The organism is Enterobacter soli (genome assembly GCF_964208575.1).
In the GTDB taxonomy this organism is placed as follows: Bacteria; Pseudomonadota; Gammaproteobacteria; order Enterobacterales; family Enterobacteriaceae; genus Enterobacter; species Enterobacter soli_A.
This window is the reverse complement of sequence record NZ_CAXOFU010000008.1, coordinates 120,064-146,128: the sequence shown is the minus strand read 5'-3', so window position 1 is coordinate 146,128 and position 26,065 is coordinate 120,064. Positions and strand designations below refer to the sequence as shown.

Sequence of the window (26,065 nt, the reverse complement as noted above, 5' to 3'; positions counted from 1 at the left end):
AATAACGGTAAAACGCCATGTTACCGCCTGACCACGACGGCGACCAGCTTCTTCACGATTTGGGCGCCGGAAGCCAGGCCTCGGTGAAATCAAACCAGCCGCGGGTGTTCAGGCGGATGCCGTTTACCCCCGGCGGGGCGCTAATCTGGTACTGATAGTTGAACAAAGGCGTCAGCACCGCGCTTTCCATCAGCTGAGTGAATATCGCTTTAAGCCCCGCGTGCCGGGCCTGTTCGTCGGCCTGGGTTTGTACCGCGTCCAGCGTGGCCTGCAGATGGGCGAACTGCGGGGCGCTCAGAAGGTGCGGCCAGAGGGTATCGCAGCGCAGCCACTGCTCAAGCGTATATTCCGGCGCTTCACCGATGAGCCTGTCGCCCATCATGATGTCCGCGTCCGCCAGCGTCTGGCATCCGTCCCAGGTTTTCGCGTCATGGAAGATAACCGTCAGTTCACAGCCTTGCCGGGCAAGATACTCCTTAAGCTGGCTTGCCATGGTGTGGAGCTCAACGGGCAGGTGATAAATCAGCGTCAGCGCCGTTGGCAGTTGCACGTCCTTCATCTCGGCCCATTGCGGTATCCGCCAGCCGGGCAGCATTTCCTGCGTAGGGGTGATCAGCCCTTCGTTGAGCGGCAGGGTGTGCAGCAGAGTGGAGAGGTGGATGATGTTGATAAGCCGCCTCGCCTGCATTTCGCTCAATCGTGGGCTGTGCTTGAGCGTGAGATAGCAAAACCCCAGGCTGGTGCTGTTGCTTACCAGCCGGAGGCTACCCAGTTCGTCCGGCTCGCCGATGGCGATTTGAACCGGGTGGCGGCAGCTTGTGCCCAGCCCGTAGTCAAACAGGGTAGGGGTGATCCAGTACTCAATCGCCTTAAGCAGCGGATGGCTAAGATGATACTGCTCGTGGCTTTCCAGACGCACCAGGTCGGGGTCGTAAACCGCCAGCCTGAAGGGGCCGCTGCCCGTCATGGGCAGTTCAGGGTGCGCAAGCCGGCTGCAATAGGTCGCCAGGCGGTGCGCCAGCCAGTAATCCGGCTGGTGGAGGATAAACGTCAGGCACTGCGGATGGGTGACTTCTATGCGCAGCACGCTCTGAAACAGCTTGCGCAGGGCAGGCAGCCCGAGTAGCGCACGAAGGCTCTCCTGCAGCTGCGCCGTTTCGACCTTATCGCCGTTATGCCAGTGCAGCGTGGAGCGAATGTAAAAATGCCAGCGCAGACCGTCGGGGGAGACCTCCCAGTGGTGGGCGAGATCGCCTGTCGGCTCGCTGCGGGTGCCGCTAAACCGCGTCAGGCCGGAGAAAACTTGTCCCGCCAGATGCTGCTCGGCGCGGCCCGGTAAAAATCCCGGGTGGAGCGGGTCGAGAGACCGGTAGTAGGGAATGCGCAGCGTCGGGGTGTCGTTTTGCCACTGCCCGCCCAGAAACGGATGCAGCAGCGCGCGTAAATCCTCGGGGGCGAGCTGTGCCAGCTCCAGCGCGTTGTGCTGATGCCCGCTTTTGAGCGCCTGCTCCATCATCTCGTTACGCAGCGATTCCGGCGTGACGTGAAAGGTCAGTTCGCCGCGCTTGCCGCGCCCGGACTGAGCCCGCCAGCTTAGCCAGCCCGCGTCCTGCGCCTGGCGCAGCAAGGTTCGCACGTGCCGCTCGCTGCAAAAACAGCGGCTGGCAAGCTCGGTGACGGTAACCTGCTGCGGCGCACCGGATGACGGTTGCCACAGGCGTTGATACTGGTTGAGGCGATTAAGCTGGCGCATGAGAAACCCGGAACAATAATTCCTATCTATTCACTATTACTTCCGTATATCTCAGTCGATACTGATGCACAAGTTAATCGCATCACATTTCAGGAGTAATCATGGCCCGGCTCGCTGCGTTTGATATGGACGGCACTCTGTTAATGCCGGATCACCGTTTAGGGGATAAAACCCTGAGCACCCTGAAGCGCCTGCACGAGCATGATATTACGCTGACGTTCGCTACGGGCCGTCACGTGCTGGAGATGCGTCATCTGCTCGGATCGTTTTCTCTGGACGCCTTTCTAATCACCGGAAACGGCACGCGCATTCACTCTGTCGAAGGGGATGTGCTGCACCGTCAGGATCTTAACCCGGAAGTGGCGGATATCGTTCTGCACAGCACCTGGGACACGCAGGCCAGCATTCACGTCTTTAACGACAGCGGCTGGTTCACCGGGCGCGAAATCCCCGAGCTGCTGCACGCCCATGTCTACAGCGGCTTTAAGTATCAGCTAACCGATCTGCGCCGCATTCCGGCTCACTCGGTGACGAAGGTCTGTTTCTGCGGCGATCACGACGATTTGTGCCGCTTGCGCATTCAGCTCAACGAGGCGCTGGGCGACCGCGCGCACCTCACGTTCTCGGCGGTGGATTGTCTGGAAGTGCTGCCCGTGGGATGCAACAAAGGCTCCGCGCTGGCGGTGCTGAGCGACCACCTGGGCCTGACGATGCAGGATTGCATGGCGTTTGGCGATGCTATGAACGACCGCGAGATGCTGGGCAGCGTCGGTCGCGGTCTGATTATGGGGAATGCGATGCCGCAGCTCATTGCGGAGCTTCCTCATCTGCCGGTTATTGGACACTGCCGCAACGAAGCCGTGTCCCACTTTTTGACTCATTGGCTGGACAAAAACAACCTCCCATATTCCCCCGAATAGTGAGACCCTTCCAGCAAGCCAGACTTCGGTCTGGCTTTTTTTTATTTCACCAGCTGCGCAATCTGCGCTGTCCACGGCGTAATATCGCCGATGTTTGTCTCCACCCACTCCGCGTTGTAATAGGTGTCGAGATAGCGCTCCCCGCTGTCGCACAGCAGCGTAACGATTGAACCGGTGCGGCCCTCTTCGCGCATCCGCGCAGCCAGCTGCAGTGCGCCCCACATGTTGGTGCCCGTGGAAGCACCCACCTTGCGGCCAAGCTGGGTTTCAAGCCAGTGCGCGGTCGCCACGCTTGCTGCATCCGGTACGCGCAGCATTTCGTCCACCACATCCGGAATGAAGGAAGGCTCCACGCGCGGGCGGCCAATGCCTTCGATTTTGCTGCCAACCGGGCTGCGCAGGGCGGCATCGCGGGTTTGCCAGTAGTCGAGGAACACGGAGTTCTGCGGATCGACCACCATCAGCTGCGTGTTGTAGCCCTGACAGCGAATGTAGCGGCCAATGGTCGCGGACGTCCCGCCGGTGCCCGCGCTCATGACCACGTAGGCAGGAACGGGGTTTGGCTCGTGGGTCATCTGACGGAAAATACTGTCGGCGATGTTGTTGTTCCCGCGCCAGTCGGTGGCGCGCTCGGCGAAGGTGAACTGATCCATATAGTGGCCGTTCAGCTCGCGGGCCAGCATTTCAGAGGCCGCGTAGATTTCGCAGGCGCTTTCAACGAAGTGGCAGCGTCCGCCGTAAAATTCTATTTGCTCGATTTTGCGTTTCGCGGTGCAGGAAGGCATCACGGCGATGAAGGGCAGCCCAAGCAGGCGGGCAAAATAGGCCTCTGACACCGCCGTTGAGCCGGAAGATGACTCAATAATCGTTGTGCCTTCTTTGATCCAGCCGTTACACAGGCCGTATAAGAACAGCGAGCGCGCCAGGCGGTGCTTCAGGCTCCCGGTGGGATGGGTGCTTTCATCTTTCAGGTAAAGCTGAATGCCCGGAAAGCCCGGCAGGGCAAGGCGAATGAGATGGGTGTCCGCCGAACGTTGATAGTCGGCATTGATTTCGCTGATGGCGTGTTTTACCCAGGTGCTATTCATCGTGATTATCCGTTTGTCATTTTGTGCCCAGCATAGCGAAAAGCACGGAAAAAATTGTTGCTATCTGGCCTTTAAAATAGAATGTAAGGAGAAAAATTTTCTCTGTGGGGTGGGTATGCTAGATAAAATTGACCGCAAGCTGCTTTCGTTGCTGCAAAACGACTGTACCCTCTCTTTGCAGGCGCTGGCAGATGCCGTTAATCTGACCACCACACCCTGCTGGAAGCGCCTCAAAAAGCTCGAAGACGACGGTGTTCTGCTGGGACGCGTCGCGCTTTTAGATCCCGAAAAACTGGGGCTTGGACTGACCGCCTTCGTCCTGATAAAAACCCAACATCACAGCAGCGACTGGTACTGTCGTTTTGTGACTCAGGTTTCCGAGATGCCTGAGGTGCTCGGCTTCTGGCGCATGGCAGGGGAATATGACTATCTGATGCGCGTCCAGGTGGCAGACATGAAGCGGTACGATGATTTTTACAAGCGGCTGGTTAACAGCGTACCGGGCCTGTCGGACGTCACGTCGAGTTTCGCCATGGAACAAATTAAGTACACCACTGCATTACCCATTGAATAAATCGAACAATTTCCCGGCTGCGCCGGAACAATACCTTCAGGAAAATACCGCGTGCGATTATTTGCCCAACTAAGCTGGTACTTTCGTCGGGAGTGGCAACGCTATCTCGGCGCCGTATTCCTGCTTATCATTATTGCCATTCTGCAGCTGATCCCGCCGAAGGTGGTGGGGTACGTCGTGGACGGCGTCACCGAGCAGCATTACACCACCGCACGGGTGATGATGTGGATTGGCACGCTGGTGCTGACGGCGGTGATTGTCTATCTGCTGCGCTACGTCTGGCGCGTGCTGCTGTTCGGCGCGTCCTATCAGCTCGCCGTTGAGCTGCGCGAAGATTTTTACCGCCAGCTGAGCCGCCAGCACCCTGAGTTTTACCTTCGCCACCGCACCGGGGACTTAATCGCCCGCGCCACCAACGATGTAGATCGCGTAGTGTTTGCCGCCGGGGAAGGGGTGTTAACGCTGGTGGATTCGCTGGTGATGGGCTGCGCGGTGCTGATTGTCATGTCCACCCAGATAAGCTGGCAGCTGACCCTGCTGGCGCTGCTGCCGATGCCGCTGATGGCGCTGGCGATCAACCGCTACGGTGAACAGCTGCACGAGCGCTTCAAGCTCGCGCAGGCGGCCTTCTCCGCGCTGAACGACCGTACCCAGGAGAGCATGACCAGCATTCGCATGATCAAAGCGTTTGGTCTGGAAGACCGCCAGTCCGCGCAGTTTGCCGCGGACGCTGCGGATACCGGGGCGAAAAACATGCGCGTCGCGCGGATTGATGCGCGGTTCGACCCGACGATCTATATCGCCATCGGCACCGCAAACCTGCTGGCTATCGGCGGCGGGAGCTGGATGGTGGTGCAGGGCACGCTGACGCTCGGCCAGCTAACCAGCTTTGCGATGTATCTCGGGCTGATGATTTGGCCGATGCTGGCGCTGGCCTGGATGTTTAACATCGTTGAGCGCGGCAGCGCGGCGTACAGCCGTATTCGCGCGATGCTCTCCGAAGCGCCGGTGGTCAACGACGGCAGCGAAGCCGTGCCGCCAGGGCGTGGAGTGATGAAGGCGGATATCCGCGCCTTTGTTTATCCGCAGACGGAACACAAGGTGCTCGAAAACGTGAACTTCACGCTGGAGCCGGGCCAGATGCTGGGCATTTGCGGCCCGACGGGCGCGGGCAAAAGCACCGTGCTGTCGCTTATCCAGCGTCACTTTGACGTCACCGAGGGCGATATTCGCTTCCACGACGTGCCGCTGACGCAGCTGCTGCTGGACGACTGGCGCAGCCGCCTGGCGGTGGTCAGCCAGACGCCGTTTTTATTCTCGGATACCGTTGCCAACAACATCGCGCTCGGCCACCCGAACGCTACCCAGGACGAGATCGAGCACGTGGCGCGCTTAGCCAGCGTGCATGACGATATTCTGCGCCTGCCCCAGGGCTATGAAACCGAAGTGGGCGAGCGGGGCGTGATGCTCTCCGGCGGTCAAAAGCAGCGTATTTCCATTGCCCGCGCGCTGCTGCTGAATGCCGAAATCCTGATCCTCGACGACGCGCTTTCGGCGGTCGATGGCCGTACCGAGCACCAGATCCTGCACAACCTGCGCCAGTGGGGCGAAGGGCGCACGGTGATCATCAGCGCGCACCGTCTGTCGGCGTTGACCGAGGCCAGTGAAATCCTGGTCATGCAGCACGGGCATATCGCCCAGCGCGGTCAGCACGAGCAGCTTGCGGAGCAGCCCGGATGGTATCGCGATATGTATCGCTATCAGCAGCTTGAAGCGGCGCTCGACGACGCGCCGGAACGGGATGAGGAGGCTGCAAATGCGTAAGTTTGGACAGCTCTGGCCAACGCTTAAGCGCCTGCTGGCCTACGGTTCACCCTGGCGCAAGCCGCTCTCCCTTGCGGTGCTGCTGCTGTGGATCGCCGCCATTGCCGAAGTGACCGGCCCGCTGCTGATTAGCTATTTCATCGACAACATGGTGGCGAAGCGCTATCTGCCCCTGGGGCTGGTGGCGGGGCTGGCCGTGGCCTACGTGGGGCTTCAGCTGCTGGCGGCATCGCTGCATTACGTGCAGTCGCTGCTGTTTAACCGCGCCGCCGTCGGCGTGGTGCAGCAGCTGCGTACCGACGTCATGGATGCCGCGCTGCGCCAGCCGCTGAGCGAATTTGATACTCAGCCCGTTGGGCAGGTGATCTCCCGCGTGACCAACGATACCGAAGTGATCCGCGATCTTTACGTCACGGTGGTGGCAACGGTGCTGCGCAGCGCCGCGCTGGTGGGCGCCATGCTGGTGGCAATGTTCAGCCTCGACTGGCGCATGGCGCTGGTGGCAATCACCATCTTCCCAGCGGTGCTGATCGTCATGATTGTCTATCAGCGCTACAGCACGCCGATCGTGCGCCGGGTGCGCGCCTATCTGGCCGATATCAACGATGGCTTCAACGAAGTGATCAACGGCATGAGCGTGATCCAGCAGTTCCGCCAGCAGGCGCGCTTTGGCGAGCGTATGGGCGAGGCCAGCCGCTCGCACTACATGGCGCGAATGCAGACGCTGCGTCTGGACGGGTTCCTGCTGCGCCCGCTGCTGAGCCTGTTCTCGGCGCTGGTGCTGTGCGGCCTGCTGATGCTGTTTGGTCTCTCCTCAAACGGGACGATTGAAGTCGGGGTGCTGTATGCCTTTATCAGCTATCTCGGTCGTCTGAACGAGCCGCTGATTGAGCTCACCACTCAGCAATCCATGCTGCAGCAGGCGGTGGTCGCCGGGGAGCGCGTCTTCGAGCTGATGGACAGGCCGCGTCAGACCTACGGCAACGACGATCGTCCGCTGCAAAGCGGCGCTATCGCGTTTGATAATGTCTCGTTTGCCTATCGGGACGATCGTCTGGTGCTGCAGGACATCAGCCTTGAGGTGCCTTCGCGCGGGTTTGTGGCGCTGGTGGGGCACACCGGGAGCGGGAAAAGCACGCTTGCCAGCCTGCTGATGGGCTATTACCCGTTAACCCAGGGGGAGATCCGCCTTGACGGTCGTCCGCTGTCGTCCCTGAGCCACGACGCGCTGCGCAAAGGCGTGGCGATGGTGCAGCAAGATCCGGTCGTGCTCGCGGATTCGTTCTACGCTAACGTCACCCTGGGGCGGCCTTTTACCCACGAGCAGGTCTGGGACGTGCTGGAAAAAGTTCAGCTGGCGGAGCTGGCGCGGGGCCTGAGCGACGGCATCGATACTCGCCTGGGGGAGCAGGGGAATAACCTCTCCGTTGGGCAGAAGCAGCTGCTGGCGCTGGCGCGCGTGCTGATCGACACGCCGCAGGTGCTCATTCTCGACGAAGCGACGGCGAGCATTGACTCCGGCACCGAGCAGGCCATTCAGGAGGCACTGGCCTCCGTGCGCGATCGCACCACGCTGGTGGTTATCGCCCACCGTCTTTCCACCATCGTCGATGCGGATACCATCCTGGTGCTGCATCGCGGACAGGCGGTTGAGCGCGGTACGCACCGCCAGCTGCTTGAGGCGAAAGGGCGCTACTGGCAGATGTATCAGCTGCAGCTGGCGGGCGAAGAGCTGGCCGCGAGTGCGCGCGAGGAAGAGTCCCTGAGCGCCTGATGCACCAAAAACAGGCAATGCGCTAACAGTCACAGCTGTTGGTGCAACACCGAAACGCACCCTGCACTGCCATGGTGCGTTTTTTTTCGCCATGCGGTCACGAACGCCCCGATGACGCTCAGCGAGCCGCATTTTCCCCTCTTTTTCAATTCTGGCACACCCCTTGCAATGTCTCTGACGTGTTAGCTGCGGCCTTTACCGAATTCTGACTGGAGGGGATTTATGAAGCTGGTTACGGTTGTAATCAAACCATTCAAACTTGAAGACGTGCGTGAAGCCTTGTCTTCCATGGGTATTCAGGGACTGACTGTCACCGAAGTGAAAGGCTTTGGTCGTCAGAAAGGTCATGCCGAGCTTTATCGCGGGGCGGAGTACAGCGTTAACTTCCTGCCTAAAGTGAAGATTGACGTCGCTATCGCTGACGATCAGCTTGATGAAGTGATTGATGTCATTAGCAAAGCGGCCTACACGGGCAAAATTGGCGACGGCAAAATTTTCGTTGCCGAACTGCAGCGCGTCATTCGTATCCGTACGGGCGAATCCGACGAAGCGGCGTTGTAAGTAACTCCTGGCACACAGTGATAGGGATCGAGAAAATGAAGATAGCAACAATCAAAACGGGTCTGGGTTCGCTGGCGCTGCTGCCGGGCCTGGCAATGGCTGCCCCTGCGGTGGCAGACAAAGCCGATAACGCCTTTATGATGATCTGCACCGCGCTGGTGCTGTTTATGACTATTCCGGGCATTGCGCTGTTCTACGGCGGCCTGATCCGCGGCAAAAACGTCCTCTCCATGCTGACCCAGGTTGCCGTGACCTTTGCGCTGGTGTGCGTGCTGTGGGTGGTTTACGGCTACTCGCTGGCGTTCGGCGAAGGCAACGCCTTCTTCGGCAACTTCAACTGGGCGATGCTGAAAAATATCGAGCTGACCGCGCTGATGGGCAGCTTCTACCAGTACATCCACGTGGCGTTCCAGGGCTCGTTTGCCTGCATCACCGTGGGGCTGATTGTGGGCGCGCTGGCCGAGCGTATTCGCTTCTCCGCGGTGCTGATTTTCGTGGTGGTCTGGCTGACGCTCTCGTATGTGCCGATTGCCCACATGGTGTGGGGCGGTGGTCTGCTGGCCGCTCACGGTGCGCTGGACTTCGCGGGCGGTACGGTTGTACACATCAACGCCGCGGTTGCGGGCCTGGTGGGTGCTTACCTGATTGGCAAACGCGTGGGCTTTGGCAAAGAAGCCTTCAAACCGCACAACCTGCCGATGGTGTTTACCGGTACGGCTATCCTCTACTTCGGCTGGTTCGGCTTTAACGCCGGTTCAGCGAGCGCGGCTAACGAAATCGCGGCGCTGGCGTTCGTGAATACCGTTGTGGCAACGGCGGGCGCGATCCTCTCCTGGGTATTTGGCGAGTGGGCCGTTCGCGGTAAGCCGTCGCTGCTGGGCGCGTGTTCCGGTGCCATTGCGGGCCTGGTCGGGATTACCCCAGCGTGTGGTTACGTAGGCGTGGGCGGTGCGCTGCTTGTCGGCATCGTGGCCGGTCTGGCGGGCCTGTGGGGCGTGACGGCGCTGAAACGCATTCTGCGCGTTGACGACCCTTGCGACGTATTCGGCGTTCACGGCGTGTGCGGTATCGTTGGCTGTATCATGACCGGTATCTTCGCCGCGAAATCCCTCGGCGGCGTTGGCTACGCGGAAGGCGTGACCATGGTTCACCAGGTGCTGGTGCAGCTTGAAAGTATTGCCATCACGGTGGTGTGGTCTGGCGTGGTAGCCTTTATCGGCTACAAACTGGCGGACATGACGGTTGGCCTGCGCGTGCCGGAAGAGCAAGAGCGCGAAGGGCTGGACGTAAACAGCCACGGCGAGAATGCGTATAACGCCTAAGTAAAAGCAAAACGGCAACCTTTGATTGCCGTTTTGGTGTTTGCACCCTCTCCCCGTGGGAGAGGGTGAGGGCATCAGGCCGCACACCATCATCCCCGATTCCGCATTACCCCTTCCTGAACCGTCGACGCCACCAGCACGCCGTCTTTGGTATAAAACTCACCGCGCACAAACCCTCGCGCGCTTGACGCCGAGGTGCTCTCCACGCTGTAGAGCAGCCAGTCGTTCATATCAAACGGACGGTGGAACCACATGGAGTGGTCGATGGTCGCCACCTGCATCCCTTTCTCAAGGAAGCCCACGCCGTGCGGCTGCAGGGCAACCGGCAGGAAGTTGAAATCTGAGGCGTAGCCCAGCAGGTACTGATGGACGCGGAAATCCTCCGGCACGGTGCCGTTGGCGCGGATCCAGACCTGGCGCTTCGGCTCGGCGGTATGGCCTTTCATCGGGTTATGGAACTCCACCGGGCGGATCTCCAGCGGCTTGTCGCACAGAAACTTCTCTTTTACCTGCGGTGGCAGAAGGTGGGCCAGCGCCCGTGCGATATCGGTTTCTGATTTAAGCTCGTCCGGCGATGGTGCGGGCGGCATCTCTTTTTGATGCTCGTAGCCGGGCTCCGGCGCCTGGAAGGAGGCGGTCATATAAAAGATAGGCTTGCCGTTCTGGACTGCGGCCACGCGGCGGGCGCTAAAGCTGTTGCCGTCGCGCAGTACTTCGACGTCGTAAACAATCGGTTTGGCGCTGTCGCCCGGACGCAGAAAATAGCTGTGGAAGGAGTGAACCAGGCGATCCGTCGGAACGGTTTCTTTGGCGGCATACAGCGCCTGCCCCACGACCTGTCCGCCAAAGACCTGGCGCAAGCCCAGATCTTCGCTCTGTCCGCGATAAAGTCCTTCCTCAATTTTTTCCAGGTTCAGCAATGTCAGCAGATTGTTCAGTGCTTGACTCATAGTCGTCCTCAATAAACGCCGTAGCGAAAGATACGCAGAGTATAACGCAGAAATGAAAGTGGTCGGATGGGTAGATTAGTCTGAATATCGGCATGAAATTAGGCATTAATCAGTGATTTGTGCCACACTTGTTTCGTTAAATGAATGTAAACGACATCGGATGGGATCGATCCCGCTGGTGCATTGATGATAAGGAGACTTCAATGAAACTCGTGCCTATGCTTAGTGGTATTGCCATTGCGGTGGCGTTGTCCGCCTGTGCAGGAAAGAGCGCCCCGGTGCCGGTGCCCGCTGCAGATCCTAATGGGATTAATACCCTTTCACAGCAAGCCATTCAGCAACCTAATGTTTCCGGTACCATCTGGATCCGCCAGAAAGTTGCCCTGCCGCCGGACGCGGTATTAACGGTTACCTTGTCTGATGCTTCGCTGGCAGATGCGCCGTCTAAAGTGCTGGCGCAGCGAGCGGTTCGAACTGAAGGTAAACAGGCGCCGTTTAGCTTCGTGCTGCCGTATACCCCTTCAGAGGTTCAGCCTAACGCCCGTATCCTCCTGAGCGCCGCGGTAACGATCAACGATAAGCTGGTCTTTATCACCGATACGGTGCAGGAAGTGATCAACAACGGCGGGACAAAAGCTGACCTGAATCTGGTTCCCGTGCAGCAGACCGCCGTGCCGGTCGCGCCGCAGACGAACCAGCCGGCGATGCCTGCTACGCCACCAACCCAGCTGTAACACGTTAAGGTGTCCTCTCCTGACGGGGAGGACGTCAGTACACCCACCGATACTTCTGCAAATCAATCTGCCCCGACCCCGACACCTGTATCCCTTCTGATAAAAGAGCCTGACGCTGACGCTGTAGATCCGGCCCGGTAAGCGAAATCGCGCCGTGGCGATTGACCACCCGATGCCAGGGCAGGGTGCTGCCTTCCGGTAGCCGTTTTAACACGCCGCCCACCTGACGCGCCGCGCGCGGTGAGCCCGCCAGACGGGCAACGTCGCCGTAGGTTGTCACGTAGCCTTCGGGTATTGAGGCGACAATCTGCCAGACCCGCACGGGGAAGGAGTCGGGCACCGGTTCAGGGATGGGGTCGTAAGAGTCCATTTGGCTTTCCAGATAGGGAAAACCACAGGATAGGCGACCGCATGATGATTGTGAAGATTCAGGCAAAAGTCCGGGGTTGTGCAATAAACCGTCATCCGGTCGCTGGCGGCTTGCAATTGCCGGACAGCACAGGGATAATGCGCCAGCGCGTTGGTTAACAACGCTCTCAATGGGGGCTCTGTTGGTTCTCCCGCAACGCTACTCTGTTCACCAGGTCAGGTCCGGAAGGAAGCAGCCAGGGCAGACGACGTGTGTGCCGGGATGTAGCTGGCAGGGCCCCCACCCATTTCTGCAGTCCGCCAGTACGCCTGACTTCAAAACTTATTTTCCCCGCGTAATTCCACATAAATAATATGCGTAATGCGATATGTCATATATCATTCATTAAGCTGAAATAGTAATGTCATAAACCTGTAATAATAGACTGTCATTTTATTATTGGACGTCTTTTTTCCGTCATAAGCAAAAAATATAACTCTGGATTAGAACGTTAACTTCGTGTATTAAATAAAGAACTTATTCCGAAGGGAAGTAATAACCATGGCTACTGCGGTATTAAACGTTAAGATTGACGAAGCGCTAAAAGAAAAACTTCGCCATTACGCTGAAGTGAATAATGAAAATTTAAGCGTGACCACGGAGAAACTTCTGCAGCTGGCATTCGAAGCGGTAGAAGAGGCGGGAGTATCGGAAGAGGATATTGATAACCAGCATACGGAAGAAGAGAGTGTTTCTCCTTTTACTCCTAAAGAAATCAAGGCTCTACGTAAACTTCTGAAGAAGAGAAAATGAAACAACAATCGTCAACCGCCAGCGACTACAACGAGGCCTGCAATCTGTTACGCTCAGGCTATGTTAAACACGTCCGTCTTGGCTGGAATGTCGGCAGTGATGAGTTCTTTCGAATTGCGTCTGACTGGTGTGATACGGGCGCAAAAATAAAGAAAGAAGGCGAAAGCTTCGTTATATCGCTTAAGGGTTTCCCTATTCCTCCTCAGCACTGACAGACGCCCCGTGAAAACTGCTGACTGCATAATTACAGTCAGCAGTTTTTATTTATTTCCTGCCGCTATTATCTGTGATTATTATCACGGCTTAATATGTAACCGATAAAGTTTTCACTTTTTGCTTTTATCATTCTCACACTAAACCAGGCTGCGTTTGACCGGCGAGGCTGTCTTATTCAGCGCCGCCCACAGCGGTTTTATCCTCAGCAGCGCGCGCTCCAGCTCGGCCGGGTCGAGGGTGAAGGGCATCCGCAGATAGCGGTCAAACGAGCCTGAAAGCCCAAAGCGTGTTCCGGTGCCAAGATTGATCCCCTGCGTTTCGGCGCGCGCCGCAAGCTGCGTCGCCAGCATGCCCGGCAGCTCAACCCAGTACGAAAGCCCGCCCTCTGCCTCCTGAAACGTCCATTCCGGGAAATGTTCCCGCAGCAGCTCGCTGCAGCGGCGGCGGCGTTCGGCCAGCATCGCCCGGCGCGCGGGTAAAAACGCGCCGCTATTTTCGATAAGCCACAGCGTTGCCAGCTGTTCCAGCATCGGTGAGCCTAAATCCAGGGTGTCGCGGGTCTGGGCGAGGGTGGCGATGGTGCGCGACGAGGCGCGGATCCAGCCCAGCCGCAGGCCGCCCCAGAAGCTTTTTCCCGCTGAACCGAGCGTTATCACCGACGCGTCCGGGTTAAACGACGCCAGCGGCGGGGGAGGCGGCGCGTCAAACCAGAGGTCGACCATCGTTTCATCCACCACCAGCGTGGTGCGGGTCTGCGCGGCAATATCGGTTATCGCCTGGCGGGTCGCCGCGTCCATGCAGCGCCCGGTCGGGTTGTGAAAATCCGGCATCAGATAGGCCAGACGCGGCGCGGTTTGCGCGAGGGTGGCGGCAAAGCCGTCGGTATCCCATCCACTTTGCGGGAGCGAAACGCCCACCGGGCGGCACAGGGCGCCCTGAATGGCGGCAATCGCCAGCGGATAGGTGGGATGGTCAACCACCACGCGATCCCCCGGGCCGGTCATCATGCGCAGAACCAGCGCCAGGCCGCTTACCGCGCCGTTCACAACCATCACCTCGTCGGCGCGGGTCGGCAGGCCGCGGTCGGCGTAGCGCGCGGCAATGGCTTCCCGCAGCGCCGGTAATCCGAGCTGGTCGTATCCCGTGAGCGACAGGTGCTGCGTGATGGCGGTCAGCGCGTGGGTGTACGCCTGGTGAATTTCCGGCCCGGCGTTCAGCGCGGCGGTGGAGAGATCGAGCGCCGCGCTGGCCGCTGAAAGAGTCGGCACGGCGCGGGCGTCGGGCAGGATCACCCGCGATCCGCTGCCGTGACGGCTCTCGAGATATCCCTCGTCCCGCAGGTGCGACAGCGCGCTGCTGATGGTGGTGCGGCTAACCTCCAGCGCAGAGGCCAGTTCGCGTTCGCCCGGCAGACGCGTGTTGAGCGCCAGCCTGCCGTCCAGAATCAACAGCCGCAGCGCGTCTGCCAGCTGTCGCCAAAGCGGCGTGCGGGACGAGGCCTGCTGCCAGTGGCCCATCAGGCGTACCAATGACTGACTTCCGAAACGACGAGATGACATATGCAGTCCACTATTTAAAAACTGGACATTAATCATAAGACCATTTTCACCGAAGATGAAAGCCTGGTTCATCGGAGAACAAAAAAATGCTGCGTCGTCTGGTACAACTTTATGTCGGTCTGGGGCTGTACGGCCTTTCAACCGCGATGTTTATACGTTCCGATCTGGGTGTCGATCCGTGGGACGTTTTTCACCTTGGGGTGGCCATCCAGCTCGGAATGAGCATTGGTACGGTGATCATTTTGACCGGAGCCGCGGTGCTGCTGCTGTGGATCCCGCTGCGCCAGCTTCCTGGCCTCGGCACGATCAGTAACGTCATCTGTATTGGCCTGGCGGCAGACGCAACCATGGCGCTGATCCCGGAAATGACCTCGCTGCCCCTGCGCGTCGCGCTGCTGGTGGCGGGGATTGTGGTCAACGCGATAGCCACGGGGATGTATATCGGCGCAGGCTTCGGGCCCGGCCCGCGCGACGGACTGATGACCGGAATTCACGCAAGACTGGGCTGGTCGATCCGCAGCGTGCGTACCGCCATTGAGGTGTCGGTGCTGTTGATTGGGATCGTGCTCGGCGGCTCCTTTGGCGTCGGTACGGTTCTCTACGCGTTAACCATCGGCCCGCTGATCCAGATCTGTTTACCCTGGTTCCGCCAGAAGCCGCGCGTGGAAAAAATCCCCCAGCCTGAGCGCGTTGTTTAATTTTGCGAAGCGCTCACATGTAAAGCTGGCCGCTCTGTGCCAGAATATCCGGCATCATTTGTTGCGGTGCCGGAAAGCATGAAAGCTATCACTCTTTATGACGTTGCCCTCCTCGCCGGAGTCTCTTATCAGACCGTTTCCCGCGTGATTAACGATGCGGAGCATGTCTCCGCCCGCACGCGGGAAAAGGTGCAGCAGGCCATGGCGGAACTGCACTACGTGCCCAACCGCGGCGCGCAGCAGCTGGCGGGTAAACGCACCCGCACCCTGGGTCTGATTACGACCGATCTGGCGCTTCACGCCCCGTCGCAGATTGCCTCTGCGGTCAAAACCCGCGCGGTAGAGAAGGGCGCGAGCGTCCTGATTTCGATGGTTGAAAACCCCCAGCGCTGCCAGGCGGCGGTGCAGGAGCTGCTGGCGCAGCGCGTCGAAGCGCTGGTGGTGAACGTGCCGCTGGAAGAGAGCGAAGCCGCGCAGCTCAAGGCGCTGGCCTCGCCCGTGCCGGTGCTGTTTCTTGATGTCTCCCCGGAGGCGAAGGTGAACAGCCTGGTGTTTGACGCCGCGCAGGGCGCACGGCTGGGTGCGGAGCACCTGCTCGCGCTGGGCCATCGGCGCATTGCGCTGCTCAGCGGGCCGGAAAGTTCCGTCTCCGCCAGAGCGCGACGGGCGGGCTGGCAACGCGCGCTGGTGGACGCCGGGCTTGCGCCTGCCGGGGAAGAGTCGGGTGACTGGAGCGCGGCCTCCGGCTACGAAAAGGGCCATCAGCTCTTATCCGGGGCGGAGCTGCCGGACGCCATCCTGGTGGCGAACGATCAAATGGCGCTCGGCGTGATGCGCGCCTGCGCGGAAAAAGGCATCGCGGTGCCGGGGCAGATCTCGGTGGTCGGTTTTGACGATACCGCGGACAGCGCCTGGTTTTCGCCGCCGCTCACCACGGTACGCCAGGCGTTTCGCGAGGCCGGGGAGCAAAGCGTTGAATGGCTGCTGGCCCCGTCCTCCGCGGACGCGTGCTGGCAAAAGCAGCTTCCGGTAACGCTGGTAACCCGCCACTCCACCGCCCGCCGCACCGGCCAGCAGGCCAGCCGTGAAGATCTGGCGCAGCAGCTAAAAAGCCTGGCGATCCTGGCGGAGCAGCTTGCGCGGCAATAAGACTTTTGTGATCTGACTCGCTTCGCGACGATCCTTTGCTTTACCGCCGCTCTTTTTCTGGGCATGTTGACTAAAATTGTGAGCGCTTCGCAAAGAGGTTTATATGTCCACCACATCGCCGCTGACTCTCAGCGCACTTCTGGCTCGTCGGGACTGGGAAAACCCCGGCGTAACGCAATGCAACCGTCTGGCGGCGCACGCGCCGTTTCACAGCTGGCGTGATGAACGCGCGGCCAGGGATGACGCGCAATCTCTCAGCAGGCGCTCCCTGAACGGCGAATGGCGCTTTAACTTTTTCTCCGCCCCCGAGCAGGTTCCGTCGGCGTGGGTCACGGAGGATTGCGCCGACGCCGTCCCGATGCCCGTGCCGTCAAACTGGCAGATGCAGGGCTTCGACACCCCGATTTACACTAACGTCACCTATCCGTTTGCCGTGAATCCGCCGTTCGTTCCGGCAGAAAATCCAACGGGTTGTTACTCGCTCACATTTGAGGTAGACGACGCCTGGCTGAAGAGCGGACAAACCCGCGTCGTGTTTGACGGGGTGAACTCCGCGTTCTACCTGTGGTGTAACGGCTGCTGGATTGGCTATTCGCAGGACAGCCGTCTGCCCGCGGAGTTTGATCTCAGCAGCGTGCTCAGGCCGGGGCAAAACCGCCTGGCGGTGATCGTCTTGCGCTGGTGCGACGGCAGCTACCTTGAGGATCAGGACATGTGGCGCATGAGCGGCATCTTTCGGGACGTCACGCTGCTGCACAAGCCCGACACGCAGATTGCGGATTACCACTACGTGACCGAGCTGAATGCCGAACTGGATCGCGCCACGCTGCGGGTTGATGTCGCGCTGGCGGGAACGCATGTCGCGGAGTGTGAAGTGGCCATCGCGCTGTGGCGCAACGGCGAGAAGTGCGCCAGCGCCACCCGGCGTGCAGGCTCGGACACGGTGGACGAGCGCGGCGGCTGGGATGAGCGCCTGACGGTGTCGCTGCCCGTGGCTGAGCCCGCGCTGTGGAGCGCAGAAGTGCCTGCGCTCTATCGTCTGACCATCGCGCTGATTGACGCGCAGGGGCAGGTGGTGGAATGCGAGGCCTGCGACGTTGGCTTCCGCAAAGTGGAAATCAGCAACGGCCTGCTCAAACTCAACGGCAAACCGCTGCTGATCCGCGGTGTGAACCGTCACGAGCATCACCCGGAAAACGGGCAGGTGATGGACGAGGCCACCCTGCGCCGGGACATTGAGCTGATGAAGCAGCACAACTTCAACGCCGTGCGCTGCTCACATTATCCCAACCATCCGCTGTGGTACAGGCTCTGCGATCGCTACGGCCTGTACGTGGTGGACGAGGCCAATATTGAAACGCACGGCATGGTGCCGATGAGCCGCCTGGCGGACGATCCCCGCTGGCTTCCGGCGATGAGTGAACGCGTGACCCGCATGGTGCAGCGCGACCGCAACCATCCGTCGATCGTCATCTGGTCGCTGGGGAACGAATCGGGGCACGGCGCGAACCACGATGCGCTCTATCGCTGGCTGAAAACAGCCGATCCGACGCGTCCGGTGCAGTACGAGGGCGGCGGCGCCAACACGGCGGCGACCGACATTGTCTGCCCGATGTACGCGCGGGTGGATCAGGATCAGCCTTTCCCGGCGGTGCCGAAATGGTCAATCAAAAAGTGGATCGGGATGCCGGATGAAACGCGTCCGCTGATCCTGTGCGAATACGCCCATGCGATGGGCAACAGCTTTGGCGGCTTTGCCAAATACTGGCAGGCGTTTCGCAGCCATCCGCGCCTGCAGGGCGGATTTGTCTGGGACTGGGTCGACCAGGCGCTGACCAAAAAAGACGACGCGGGAAATGCCTTCTGGGCCTACGGCGGCGATTTTGGCGACAAGCCTAACGACCGACAGTTCTGCCTGAACGGTCTGGTCTTCCCCGACCGCACGCCGCATCCGGCGCTGTATGAAGCCCAGCGGGCGCAGCAGTTCTTCACCTTTACCCGGGTGAGCGACTCTCCGCTGGTGATTGAGATAGCCAGCGACTATCTGTTCCGCCCGACCGACAACGAGCACCTGACGTGGTCCGTTGTCCGGGACGGCGAGGTGCTGGCGAGCGGAGAAACGGCGCTTTCCATTGCGCCGCAGGGGACGCAGCGTCTGGAGATTGCGCTGCCCGAGCTGAAGCCACTGCCGGGAGAAGCCTGGCTGAACGTCGAGGTGTATCAGACCCGCGCGACGCCGTGGTCGCCGGCAAACCATCGCTGCGCCTGGCACCAGTGGCCGCTCGCAGCGCCGCTGTACGTCGCGCCCGCCCCGGCGGCTGGCGTCGCGCCGCGGTTAACGGTCGGCGATGCCGGGGTTGAGATTAGCCATCAGCACCAGCGCTGGTGCTTTGACCGCAGCACCGGGAACCTGACGCAGTGGTGGAACGACGGCGCAGAAACGCTGCTGTCGCCGCTGGAGGATAACTTTACCCGCGCGCCGCTGGATAATGACATCGGCGTGAGCGAAGCCACGCGCGTTGACCCGAACGCCTGGGTCGAGCGCTGGAAAGCGGTGGGGATGTACGATTTATCTGCCCGCCTGCTGCAGTGCGACGCGGAGCAGCAGGGCCAGAGCGCGGTGGTGACCACGCAGCATGTCTGGGAATATCAGGGCAAGACGCTGTTCGTGAGCCGTAAAACCTGGCGAGTCGACGGCCACGGCGTGCTGCACGGTGACGTGCAGGTCGAGGTGGCGACGGATATTCCCGAGCCTGCGCGAATCGGCCTGACGTGCCAGCTTGCGCACGCGCCTGATACCGTGCGCTGGCTGGGGCTCGGGCCGCATGAGAACTATCCGGATCGTAAGCTTGCCGCACGGCAGGGGCGCTGGGAACTGCCGCTGGACGCCATGCAGACTCCCTATATCTTCCCGACGGAAAACGGCCTGCGCTGCGAAACCCGCGAGCTGGCGTTCGGGCCACATCGGCTTGCCGGGGATTTCCACTTTGCGGTCAGCCGCTACGGCCAGCGGCAGCTGCGTGAAACCAGCCACTGGCATTTGCTGTGCGAGGAGCCGGGCTGCTGGCTGAATCTGGATGCCTTCCACATGGGCGTGGGGGGCGATGATTCCTGGAGCCCGAGCGTGTCCCCGGAATTTATCCTGCAAAACCGCAGGCTGCGGTACGCCTTTAGCTGGAGCCAGAACGCCCGCTAACGAATCATGCGGCCAGCGTTCGTGGCCGCATTTTACCTGCCCTCAAGGTTCTTCTCTGCCCAGAGAATAAACTCCAGCTTCGGTAAGGCCTTGCTGTAGAACCAGCCCTGTCCGTACTGGACGCCGTGGCTGTGCAGCCACGCGAGCTGTCCGGCCGTTTCAATGCCTTCTGCGACCATCGCCAGATTGAGGGATTTCGCCATCTCGATGATGTGCGGCGTAACGTTTTTGTACTCCAGCGCGTCGACGAAGGATTTATCGATTTTCAGCGTGTCGACGTCCAGATCCTGCAAATAGCTGAGGCTGGAATATCCCGTGCCGAAATCGTCGATGTAAACCGCGTGCCCGGAACGACGGAACGCCGCAATGGCCGGGGCGCTGATTTTCGGATCGGCAAACCCGCGCTCGGTGAGCTCAAGCGCGATTTGCTGCGGATGAAGCCGCCAGTGGTTTAACAGGCGGCTTAGCATCGGCGGCAGTTTGCCGGACGTGAGATCCGCAGGGGAAAGGTTAATGGAGATGTGCTGGTCAGGACGTTCCTGCAGCCAGCTTCCCATATCCTCGAAAACCTTTTCGATAATCAGCTGGGTTAACGGCGAAATCAGCCCGGTCTGCTCGGCAAGCGGAACAAAAATCTCCGGTGAAAGATAGCTGCCGTCGGGCTGCGGCCAGCGTGCGAGCGCTTCGGCACCCACTATTTTCCCGCTGCCTAACGCCACAATGGGCTGATAATGCACGACAAAGTCGCGGCTGTTGATCGCATCAAGCAGGCGGTTTCGCGGAGACTGTAAGCGCCGCAAAATTCGCAGGACAAAGAGGGCGGCAACCAGGCTGACGAGGAATCCAAAAGGAAGCCAGAAAAGTAGCTGCTGGTGCCAGCTTCGGTCGAGCGGCTGCAGCGTCGCCCAGGCGACGACGGTGAAGCCCAGCTCGGGAACGGGCTTCGACACGTACATCGAGCCCTTGTACTGCAGGCGCATCTGCTCTTTTGATTCCAGCAGCTTGCGCACGTGGGGATTGAGCGCGTTGGTGCTGGCGAAAACGATGTTATTTGCGTGGCCAATCAGCGCCGCGTCGACGGGGAGCGTGCCGAAGGGGATCACATCCACCAGCGACGCGGGATCCATCATCACCAGATAGCGTCCGCGTCCCAGCGCGGCCATGTAATGATTGAGGCCCAGATCGTTTTGCCGGGTGAGCCAGGCGTTGTAACCGTCGCTGGTTATCCGCATCGGCGGCGGATAGGACGCGGAATTGATGACCTCTTCAAGGGAGGAGCAAATCGGCTTGAGATTGTCGAGATACACGACTTCCTGAATATAGCGCCAGGAAAACGCCACCCGGCGCATTTCGCGCAAATGCGGGTGGCTGCACGGCGTACCTTCAAATCGTTGTAGCTGCGTGAGCGCGTCTTTGGCCTGCTGGACGACCATGTCCGTGCGGATCAGAACCCGTGAAGAGTAGTTGTCCAGCGCATCGATAAATTTCTCTTCCGCCTGACGGTGCGCCAGCCAGACGCTAAGGCAAATGGGGGCCAGCACGGAAAAAATAAGAATGCCGGTCACCAGGCTGACCAAATGTCGGGTTCTCATGCACCTTTTCCTTTCTCAAATGCCCGCTCCCGGAGCATTGAGCCTGCGCGCCAGCGGAGAAATATTTTATCGTGAAATGATACAGTTATAGCACGTGACAAAGACTGATTTTAGTCCAGGAAAAGAGAATCAGAAAAAAGATCGGTCAGGCTTTGCGGGGATCGGGGGTTGTTTTTGCAGCATGACTCGGATAGTATTTTGTTATGTTATAACAAAACATGAGAGTCTACGATGAAGCCTGATATTCACCCAGCCTATCGCACCGTTGTTTTTCACGACACCAGTGCCAACGAATACTTTAAAGTCGGTTCGACGATCAAAACCGACCGCGTGATTGAACTCGACGGTGAAACATTCCCGTATATCACCATCGAGGTGTCATCCAAATCACATCCGTACTACACCGGGAAGCAGAAGACGTTCTCGACGGAAGGCAGTGCAGCACGCTTCCGCCAGCGCTTTGGCGGCTTTCTTAATGCGAAACGAGGCTAACCATGCAGGTACTTAACTCGCTGCGCAGCGCAAAGCAGCGCCATCCCGATTGTCAGATAGTCAAACGCAAAGGGCGCCTGTACGTCATTTGCAAATCCAATCCGCGCTTTAAGGCCGTACAGGGGCGCAAGAAAAGACGCTAAAGGCGCGCTTCACGCCAGCTTTCCAGGGATCTTATCTGCTTGCCATCGGCGGTAAAATTGTCGGTGGCAAGCCAGTTCTGAAAGGCGCCGTTCAGCGTCTGCCACTCTTTATCGACGATCGAAAACCAGTCGGTATCCCGGTTATGGCCTTTCACCACCAGCGCCTGGCGAAAACGGCCTTCATACTGAAATCCCAGACGCAGCGCCGCGCGGCGCGACGGTTCATTCAGGCTGTTGCACTTCCACTCATAGCGGCGGTAGCCGAGCTCGTCGAACACGTACCGCATCAGCAGATACTGCGCCTCGGTGGACATCGGCGTGCGGCTGAGAAGCGGGGAAAAATGCACGTGCCCGACTTCAACCACGCCGTTTTTCGGATCGATACGCATCAGCGCCAGCGTGCCCACGGGCACGCCAGTCCGGCTGTCGATTACGGTGAAGTGGATCGGATCCGCTAATTCGCAGACGCTGGCGACCCAGCGGGTAAAGTCGCCCACCGTGGCGTCCGGCTCCCGCAGCAGCCACGTCCAGCTGCGCGTATCTTCTGCTTTTTGATAGGCGGCAAACAGCGCTTCGGCGTGCTCCACCCGCAGCGGCTCAAGGCGGCAATACTGCCCGTTCAGCACCACTCTGGCAGGATGCGGGCGCGGCTGCCAGTCCACAAGTTCAACCCCGATAGCTTGTCCAAACTGATTGAATGTATTCATGTTAACGTCCGTGGCGTTTAAAAGAATGTCAGGTTAGGGAATAACTGGTTCCTTAAAAAGATCCACCAGGCTATGTTCTGGTGGTACCACGGAGGAAACATGAACATACCCGGCGACGATTTTTACGCCCTGATCCTGAAAACCCTGAACCGACCCGGCGAAGAAACGCTGCAGCGCAGGCTCTATCTTGCCCTGCGGGAAGCCATCCTCGAGGGAAGATTGCTGGCGGAAAGCCGCCTGCCCGGCTCCCGGGTTGTCGCCCGCCAGCTTGGGCTGTCGCGCAACACGGTGAACGCCGCGCTGGAACAGCTCACGCTGGAGGGCTATCTGCTGCGAAACCGACAGGGGACGCGGGTGGCGCAGCTGGCTTCTCGCCATATTGAGCAGGTTTTACCTGCGCCCGCCGTTTCCCTTTCAACGCGCGTTTCACACCTGCCTGCGCCAACCCCGCGCGGCACCCCGGTGCCTGCGTTTACCCCGGGCACGCCCGCGATTAACTATTTCCCGCTGCCGCTCTGGCGGCGGCTGTACGATCGCGTGCTGCGCGAGGAGGGCAGCGCGCTGCTGGGCTATGGCGATCCGGCGGGGGAGCCGTCCCTGCGCGAGGCCATCGCCCGGCATCTTGCCCTATCGCGCGGGATTGACTGCGACGCCAGCCAGATTGCGATCACCGAGGGCGCCCTCGAAGGGGTGAATCTTTGTACCCTGCTGCTGAGTGAGCCGGGAGACACGGCCTGGGTTGAAAATCCGGGCTACGCGGGGGCGAAAACCGCGTTTGCCAAAACCGGGCTATCGATGGTCGGGATGCCGGTTGATGATGAAGGGATGTGCTGGGACGGGCAGCAGGCGCGCGCGCCGAGGCTCATTTTTACCTCGCCGTCGCACCAGTTTCCCTACGGAAGCGTGCTGAGCGCGCGTCGACGGCTGGCCCTGCTGGCGCTGGCGCAGCAGCACAACGCCTGGATTATCGAAGACGATTACGACAGCGAGTTTCGCTACAGCGGTGAGCCGGTGCCGGCGATGTCGGGGATGGTGAAACATGCCCCCGTGGTGTATCTGGGCACCTTCAGCAAAACGCTTTTCCCGTCGCTGCGCATCGGCTTCATGGTGCTGCCTCCCGCGCTGGCGAAGGCCGCCGTTCCGGCCATCGGCGCGCTGCTGCGGGGCGGGCATCGCGCCGAGCAGCGCACGCTGGCGCGGTTTATCGAAGAGGGGCATTACGCGCGTCATCTGGCGGCGATGCGGCGTTTATACCGCAAGCGCTACAGGCAGCTGCGCGAGGTGCTGGGCGCTGAACTGCACGTCGAGCATCGGGTGCTGGCAGGAGAGGGGGGAATGCACCTGACGGTGGCGATTGACGGTATTGATGACAAAGAGGTTGTGCAGCAGGCAAAAGCGTATCAGCTTGCGCCTGCCGCACTGAGCGGGTACTACCTTGACGCCTCTAGGGCGCAAACCGGTCTGGTGCTGGGCTACGGCAATACCTCTGCCTCTCAGTTCACGTCGGGGATCCGGTGTTTACAGCGCCTTATTACGCAGCAGCGGGGCGCGAAAGGGTAAAGACATCGTAGAACGAAAGCTCGCCTTTGGTGGAGACCATTTTTTGCAGCTTCTCTTTCTGCCCGCTGTCGACATCCGGCGAGTGCAGAATGCTGTCGATAAGCTCCGGCGGCACGTAGCGGGTGTTGTACCACTCGCCGTTGTAGCAGACGCGGAAATCGAGCACGTCGATATCCTCGTAGCGGTAGCGGGGGTTTACGTCGAAGAAGAAGAACGCGTTAAACACCACAAACAGCACAACGAGCAGCCAGACGGAATCAACCAGGGTTTCGGAGCGCAGCATCACAATCAGCGTTGCCAGCCAGGCGGCGTACATCGCCACAAACAGGCCCGGATGTTTACGGATAAAGCTGATGCTAAAGCGCGGGCGATTATCGCGCTTTTCACGGATGTTAAGATCGTCGATGGTGGCAGTGAGCAGGCGCTGTATCTCGGTCATTTTTTGCCTTCATGAATATTGAAAATACAGGGATCTGCCTATTTTAAGGGGCGCACTGGGGTGAAAAAAGTAACAGTTATGCGGGGAAAGATCATAACAGTTACCGTTTCGGCTTAAAGCATTTTGATGATTCTGGCGGGATTGCCCCCGACCACCGCATTGGCGGGAACATCTTTGGTGACCACCGCGCCGGACGCCACGACGACGTTATCGCCAATGCTAACGCCCGGGTTAATGACCGCGCGTCCGCCAATCCAGACGTTGTTGCCGATGGTGACCGGCTTGCCAAACTCCACGCCGCTGTTGCGCTCAACAGGATCCAGCGGATGCGTCGCCGTATAAATATGCACGCCCGGCGCCAGCATGCAGTAGTCGCCAATGTGAATCGGGCACACGTCCAGCATCACGCAGTCGAAGTTCGCGTAGAACGCTTTGCCGAGGTAAATATTGTAACCGTAATCACAGCGGAAGCTGGGTTCGATATACGCGCCTTCACTTTTTCCGAGTAATTCGGTCAAGATGCGCTTGCGTTCAGCTTTGTCGTCGGGAGCGGTGTGGTTATAGCTGTGTACCAGATGCCGTGCGCGCAGGCGATCGGCGCGAAGGGTCTCGTCGCCGGGACGATAATGTTCGCCAGCAATCATCTTTTGTTTTTCTTCACTCATGGGAACCTCACTGGAAAATTCAACGATCTATAAAGTAATGATCATAAACCAGAAAGGGAACGTTCCCGATGGAGTGGCGTGATAACAATCACAACATTGTTGCTGATGAGCACATTTAGTACGGGGGCCTGTCTGGTTAACAGGAGTCGTAACGTGAAAGGTGAATTCAGCTTAGAAAGCGGTGTACTGCCTCAACGGTCAACATTTCGTGATTAACGAACAAACTTCCAGACTGAAGATGGAATTTTGTCGTAAAGCTTATTCATTGTTAGCTCGGCAAGACGGTGATCCGCTGCTGAATAAAATACAGCCAGTTCATTATCAGAAAGCTCGTATTTATTTTTTTCAATAACACGCTCGAGAGTGTCGAGCGACTGGCAGCGTCGCAAGCGCATCAAATAATCAATCTTTGTTAATGGTTTATCAGACATAAATTTACCTTAAACTTTGTAATAATTTTAACAGGAAAGGCTAACGGGGTTAGCTCTACTCACATTGACAAAACAGCGGAATAGGCGGTTTCCCGATTTACGCCATTTTTGCAAATCCTGTGCGTTAATGCCGTAGCTGCTGAACAACATAAAGGTGTCGTCCAGGTATTCGTCAATTTGCTCAATCAGCTTATTATCTTCATTGTACTTAATTTTGTAATTAAGTGCGAAGGTCGCAATATGCTCGATCAACTCATTTAGCTGTAAATTGATGGCAGACGTAGGGTCATTCACCCAGCCGTGGTTACTTTCATCAAGATTGGCAAGACAGTCATGGTACAAGGATTCGCAGAGAAATTTCAACTGCGCGATATCATGTCTTTTTGGCGTGTACTCGTCCATAGCGCATCCCCTTTTGAGTGATTTCTTACTCACCGAGCATCAATGTCGGGATGGATACAACATACTTAGCCGCAACGGGTGCTGTGTTCCTGATATCTTAACTATAAGCCACTCCTTTCAAGATTTCACCGCGCTATTACTAAAAATTACAAAT

At 59.0% G+C, this 26,065-nt stretch carries 26 protein-coding genes and 1 other RNA gene; 16 read left to right on the top strand and 11 right to left on the bottom strand.

The annotated features are described in order from the left end of the window. Positions 1-52: 52 nt before the first annotated feature. Positions 53-1,753, bottom strand: coding sequence for an SgrR family transcriptional regulator (locus tag AB6V08_RS10760; protein WP_368542651.1), 1,701 nt, complete (start codon positions 1,751-1,753; stop codon positions 53-55). A 101-nt stretch (positions 1,754-1,854) separates the two neighbouring features. Here AB6V08_RS10760 and cof point away from each other — a divergent pair, with 101 nt between their 5' ends. After that, the gene (gene cof / locus AB6V08_RS10755) at positions 1,855-2,673 is read left to right on the top strand and encodes an HMP-PP phosphatase (RefSeq protein WP_368542650.1); all 819 of its coding nucleotides are present in this window, start codon (positions 1,855-1,857) and stop codon (positions 2,671-2,673) included. A 41-nt stretch (positions 2,674-2,714) separates the two neighbouring features. Here the strand turns inward: cof and AB6V08_RS10750 are convergent, their stop codons facing one another. After that, complete coding sequence (locus tag AB6V08_RS10750; RefSeq protein ID WP_368542649.1) at positions 2,715-3,761, bottom strand: PLP-dependent cysteine synthase family protein; 1,047 nt, start codon at positions 3,759-3,761, stop codon at positions 2,715-2,717. A gap of 115 nt (positions 3,762-3,876) precedes the next feature. On the opposite strand from AB6V08_RS10750, the gene AB6V08_RS10745 reads away from it, so the two are divergent. The 5 genes from AB6V08_RS10745 to amtB all read left to right on the top strand — a co-directional run bounded on the left by AB6V08_RS10745 (position 3,877) and on the right by amtB (position 9,816). Next, on the top strand, positions 3,877-4,335 hold the full coding sequence (locus AB6V08_RS10745) for an Lrp/AsnC family transcriptional regulator (protein WP_368542648.1): 459 nt from the start codon (positions 3,877-3,879) through the stop codon (positions 4,333-4,335). 51 nt (positions 4,336-4,386) lie between these two features. Next, positions 4,387-6,159 (top strand): SmdA family multidrug ABC transporter permease/ATP-binding protein, encoded by a 1,773-nt coding sequence (locus tag AB6V08_RS10740; protein ID WP_368542647.1) that lies wholly within the window; start codon positions 4,387-4,389, stop codon positions 6,157-6,159. Continuing rightward, complete coding sequence (locus AB6V08_RS10735) at positions 6,152-7,933, top strand: SmdB family multidrug efflux ABC transporter permease/ATP-binding protein (RefSeq protein ID WP_368542646.1); 1,782 nt, start codon at positions 6,152-6,154, stop codon at positions 7,931-7,933. Before AB6V08_RS10740 ends, AB6V08_RS10735 begins: the two co-directional genes overlap by 8 nt. Before the next feature lie 222 nt (positions 7,934-8,155). After that, positions 8,156-8,494 carry a P-II family nitrogen regulator gene (gene glnK, locus AB6V08_RS10730; RefSeq protein WP_008503304.1) on the top strand — a complete coding sequence of 113 codons (339 nt, stop codon included), beginning with the start codon at positions 8,156-8,158 and terminating at the stop codon, positions 8,492-8,494. A gap of 35 nt (positions 8,495-8,529) precedes the next feature. After that, on the top strand, positions 8,530-9,816 hold the full coding sequence (gene amtB, locus AB6V08_RS10725) for an ammonium transporter AmtB (RefSeq protein WP_368542645.1): 1,287 nt from the start codon (positions 8,530-8,532) through the stop codon (positions 9,814-9,816). A gap of 89 nt (positions 9,817-9,905) precedes the next feature. Here the strand turns inward: amtB and tesB are convergent, their stop codons facing one another. After that, positions 9,906-10,766 carry an acyl-CoA thioesterase II gene (gene tesB / locus AB6V08_RS10720; protein ID WP_368542644.1) on the bottom strand — a complete coding sequence of 287 codons (861 nt, stop codon included), beginning with the start codon at positions 10,764-10,766 and terminating at the stop codon, positions 9,906-9,908. A 203-nt stretch (positions 10,767-10,969) separates the two neighbouring features. Between tesB and AB6V08_RS10715 the strand changes: the two genes are divergently transcribed. Further along, a complete protein-coding gene (locus AB6V08_RS10715) occupies positions 10,970-11,500 on the top strand; it encodes a YbaY family lipoprotein (protein WP_368542643.1) in 531 nt (176 codons plus the stop codon). Positions 11,501-11,534: 34 nt separating this feature from the next. Here the strand turns inward: AB6V08_RS10715 and AB6V08_RS10710 are convergent, their stop codons facing one another. Continuing rightward, positions 11,535-11,870 (bottom strand): MGMT family protein, encoded by a 336-nt coding sequence (locus AB6V08_RS10710; RefSeq protein WP_368542642.1) that lies wholly within the window; start codon positions 11,868-11,870, stop codon positions 11,535-11,537. A gap of 179 nt (positions 11,871-12,049) precedes the next feature. On the opposite strand from AB6V08_RS10710, the gene ffs reads away from it, so the two are divergent. From ffs to AB6V08_RS10695, 3 genes are all read left to right on the top strand, one after another. Next, positions 12,050-12,146: signal recognition particle sRNA small type (gene ffs / locus AB6V08_RS10705), an RNA gene on the top strand. A gap of 264 nt (positions 12,147-12,410) precedes the next feature. After that, positions 12,411-12,662: a hypothetical protein gene (locus AB6V08_RS10700; RefSeq protein WP_368542641.1), complete on the top strand. Its 252-nt coding sequence runs from the start codon at positions 12,411-12,413 to the stop codon at positions 12,660-12,662. After that, complete coding sequence (locus AB6V08_RS10695) at positions 12,659-12,874, top strand: hypothetical protein (protein WP_368542640.1); 216 nt, start codon at positions 12,659-12,661, stop codon at positions 12,872-12,874. The genes AB6V08_RS10700 and AB6V08_RS10695 overlap by 4 nt, the downstream gene beginning before the upstream one ends. 141 nt (positions 12,875-13,015) lie before the next feature. On the opposite strand, the gene AB6V08_RS10690 is transcribed toward AB6V08_RS10695, so the two are convergent. Further along, positions 13,016-14,437: a PLP-dependent aminotransferase family protein gene (locus AB6V08_RS10690; protein ID WP_368542639.1), complete on the bottom strand. Its 1,422-nt coding sequence runs from the start codon at positions 14,435-14,437 to the stop codon at positions 13,016-13,018. Between the two features lie 86 nt (positions 14,438-14,523). Between AB6V08_RS10690 and AB6V08_RS10685 the strand changes: the two genes are divergently transcribed. The 3 genes from AB6V08_RS10685 to AB6V08_RS10675 all read left to right on the top strand — a co-directional run bounded on the left by AB6V08_RS10685 (position 14,524) and on the right by AB6V08_RS10675 (position 19,480). Then, positions 14,524-15,135, top strand: coding sequence for a YitT family protein (locus AB6V08_RS10685; RefSeq protein ID WP_368542638.1), 612 nt, complete (start codon positions 14,524-14,526; stop codon positions 15,133-15,135). Between the two features lie 78 nt (positions 15,136-15,213). After that, positions 15,214-16,284 (top strand): LacI family DNA-binding transcriptional regulator, encoded by a 1,071-nt coding sequence (locus AB6V08_RS10680; RefSeq protein ID WP_368542637.1) that lies wholly within the window; start codon positions 15,214-15,216, stop codon positions 16,282-16,284. A 103-nt stretch (positions 16,285-16,387) separates the two neighbouring features. After that, entirely contained in the window at positions 16,388-19,480 is a 3,093-nt protein-coding gene (locus AB6V08_RS10675) for a beta-galactosidase (protein ID WP_368542636.1), read from the top strand. A 32-nt stretch (positions 19,481-19,512) separates the two neighbouring features. Here the strand turns inward: AB6V08_RS10675 and AB6V08_RS10670 are convergent, their stop codons facing one another. Then, positions 19,513-21,072 (bottom strand): EAL domain-containing protein, encoded by a 1,560-nt coding sequence (locus AB6V08_RS10670; RefSeq protein ID WP_368542635.1) that lies wholly within the window; start codon positions 21,070-21,072, stop codon positions 19,513-19,515. A gap of 231 nt (positions 21,073-21,303) precedes the next feature. Here AB6V08_RS10670 and AB6V08_RS10665 point away from each other — a divergent pair, with 231 nt between their 5' ends. Next, the gene (locus AB6V08_RS10665) at positions 21,304-21,564 is read left to right on the top strand and encodes a type B 50S ribosomal protein L31 (RefSeq protein ID WP_368542634.1); all 261 of its coding nucleotides are present in this window, start codon (positions 21,304-21,306) and stop codon (positions 21,562-21,564) included. A gap of 2 nt (positions 21,565-21,566) precedes the next feature. After that, the gene (gene ykgO / locus AB6V08_RS10660; RefSeq protein WP_003859006.1) at positions 21,567-21,707 is read left to right on the top strand and encodes a type B 50S ribosomal protein L36; all 141 of its coding nucleotides are present in this window, start codon (positions 21,567-21,569) and stop codon (positions 21,705-21,707) included. On the opposite strand, the gene AB6V08_RS10655 is transcribed toward ykgO, so the two are convergent. Further along, a complete protein-coding gene (locus AB6V08_RS10655; protein ID WP_368542633.1) occupies positions 21,704-22,414 on the bottom strand; it encodes a GNAT family N-acetyltransferase in 711 nt (236 codons plus the stop codon). The two genes, ykgO and AB6V08_RS10655, sit on opposite strands and share 4 nt — an antisense overlap. Positions 22,415-22,513: 99 nt before the next feature. On the opposite strand from AB6V08_RS10655, the gene AB6V08_RS10650 reads away from it, so the two are divergent. After that, a complete protein-coding gene (locus tag AB6V08_RS10650; RefSeq protein WP_368542632.1) occupies positions 22,514-23,974 on the top strand; it encodes a PLP-dependent aminotransferase family protein in 1,461 nt (486 codons plus the stop codon). On the opposite strand, the gene AB6V08_RS10645 is transcribed toward AB6V08_RS10650, so the two are convergent. From AB6V08_RS10645 to tomB, 4 genes are all read right to left on the bottom strand, one after another. Further along, a complete protein-coding gene (locus AB6V08_RS10645; protein WP_368542631.1) occupies positions 23,946-24,413 on the bottom strand; it encodes a YlaC family protein in 468 nt (155 codons plus the stop codon). The two genes, AB6V08_RS10650 and AB6V08_RS10645, sit on opposite strands and share 29 nt — an antisense overlap. Before the next feature lie 113 nt (positions 24,414-24,526). Further along, positions 24,527-25,078 (bottom strand): maltose O-acetyltransferase, encoded by a 552-nt coding sequence (maa, locus tag AB6V08_RS10640; protein ID WP_368542630.1) that lies wholly within the window; start codon positions 25,076-25,078, stop codon positions 24,527-24,529. Positions 25,079-25,290: 212 nt separating this feature from the next. Beyond that, a complete protein-coding gene (locus tag AB6V08_RS10635) occupies positions 25,291-25,509 on the bottom strand; it encodes an HHA domain-containing protein (RefSeq protein WP_334403273.1) in 219 nt (72 codons plus the stop codon). A 27-nt stretch (positions 25,510-25,536) separates the two neighbouring features. After that, a complete protein-coding gene (gene tomB / locus AB6V08_RS10630) occupies positions 25,537-25,911 on the bottom strand; it encodes an Hha toxicity modulator TomB (RefSeq protein ID WP_368542629.1) in 375 nt (124 codons plus the stop codon). Positions 25,912-26,065: the final 154 nt, after the last annotated feature.

What these genes read in the sequence shown, in the direction of transcription:
- AB6V08_RS10760 (WP_368542651.1), bottom strand. Translation starts at nt 1,753, where the DNA reads ATGCGCCAGCTTAATCGCCTCAACCAGTATCAACGCCTGTGGCAACCG.
- cof (WP_368542650.1), top strand. Translation starts at nt 1,855, where the DNA reads ATGGCCCGGCTCGCTGCGTTTGATATGGACGGCACTCTGTTAATGCCG.
- AB6V08_RS10750 (WP_368542649.1), bottom strand. Translation starts at nt 3,761, where the DNA reads ATGAATAGCACCTGGGTAAAACACGCCATCAGCGAAATCAATGCCGAC.
- AB6V08_RS10745 (WP_368542648.1), top strand. Translation starts at nt 3,877, where the DNA reads ATGCTAGATAAAATTGACCGCAAGCTGCTTTCGTTGCTGCAAAACGAC.
- AB6V08_RS10735 (WP_368542646.1), top strand. Translation starts at nt 6,152, where the DNA reads ATGCGTAAGTTTGGACAGCTCTGGCCAACGCTTAAGCGCCTGCTGGCC.
- glnK (WP_008503304.1), top strand. Translation starts at nt 8,156, where the DNA reads ATGAAGCTGGTTACGGTTGTAATCAAACCATTCAAACTTGAAGACGTG.
- amtB (WP_368542645.1), top strand. Translation starts at nt 8,530, where the DNA reads ATGAAGATAGCAACAATCAAAACGGGTCTGGGTTCGCTGGCGCTGCTG.
- tesB (WP_368542644.1), bottom strand. Translation starts at nt 10,766, where the DNA reads ATGAGTCAAGCACTGAACAATCTGCTGACATTGCTGAACCTGGAAAAA.
- AB6V08_RS10715 (WP_368542643.1), top strand. Translation starts at nt 10,970, where the DNA reads ATGAAACTCGTGCCTATGCTTAGTGGTATTGCCATTGCGGTGGCGTTG.
- AB6V08_RS10710 (WP_368542642.1), bottom strand. Translation starts at nt 11,870, where the DNA reads ATGGACTCTTACGACCCCATCCCTGAACCGGTGCCCGACTCCTTCCCC.
- AB6V08_RS10700 (WP_368542641.1), top strand. Translation starts at nt 12,411, where the DNA reads ATGGCTACTGCGGTATTAAACGTTAAGATTGACGAAGCGCTAAAAGAA.
- AB6V08_RS10695 (WP_368542640.1), top strand. Translation starts at nt 12,659, where the DNA reads ATGAAACAACAATCGTCAACCGCCAGCGACTACAACGAGGCCTGCAAT.
- AB6V08_RS10690 (WP_368542639.1), bottom strand. Translation starts at nt 14,437, where the DNA reads ATGTCATCTCGTCGTTTCGGAAGTCAGTCATTGGTACGCCTGATGGGC.
- AB6V08_RS10685 (WP_368542638.1), top strand. Translation starts at nt 14,524, where the DNA reads ATGCTGCGTCGTCTGGTACAACTTTATGTCGGTCTGGGGCTGTACGGC.
- AB6V08_RS10680 (WP_368542637.1), top strand. Translation starts at nt 15,214, where the DNA reads ATGAAAGCTATCACTCTTTATGACGTTGCCCTCCTCGCCGGAGTCTCT.
- AB6V08_RS10675 (WP_368542636.1), top strand. Translation starts at nt 16,388, where the DNA reads ATGTCCACCACATCGCCGCTGACTCTCAGCGCACTTCTGGCTCGTCGG.
- AB6V08_RS10670 (WP_368542635.1), bottom strand. Translation starts at nt 21,072, where the DNA reads ATGAGAACCCGACATTTGGTCAGCCTGGTGACCGGCATTCTTATTTTT.
- AB6V08_RS10665 (WP_368542634.1), top strand. Translation starts at nt 21,304, where the DNA reads ATGAAGCCTGATATTCACCCAGCCTATCGCACCGTTGTTTTTCACGAC.
- ykgO (WP_003859006.1), top strand. Translation starts at nt 21,567, where the DNA reads ATGCAGGTACTTAACTCGCTGCGCAGCGCAAAGCAGCGCCATCCCGAT.
- AB6V08_RS10655 (WP_368542633.1), bottom strand. Translation starts at nt 22,414, where the DNA reads ATGAATACATTCAATCAGTTTGGACAAGCTATCGGGGTTGAACTTGTG.
- AB6V08_RS10650 (WP_368542632.1), top strand. Translation starts at nt 22,514, where the DNA reads ATGAACATACCCGGCGACGATTTTTACGCCCTGATCCTGAAAACCCTG.
- AB6V08_RS10645 (WP_368542631.1), bottom strand. Translation starts at nt 24,413, where the DNA reads ATGACCGAGATACAGCGCCTGCTCACTGCCACCATCGACGATCTTAAC.
- maa (WP_368542630.1), bottom strand. Translation starts at nt 25,078, where the DNA reads ATGAGTGAAGAAAAACAAAAGATGATTGCTGGCGAACATTATCGTCCC.
- AB6V08_RS10635 (WP_334403273.1), bottom strand. Translation starts at nt 25,509, where the DNA reads ATGTCTGATAAACCATTAACAAAGATTGATTATTTGATGCGCTTGCGA.
- tomB (WP_368542629.1), bottom strand. Translation starts at nt 25,911, where the DNA reads ATGGACGAGTACACGCCAAAAAGACATGATATCGCGCAGTTGAAATTT.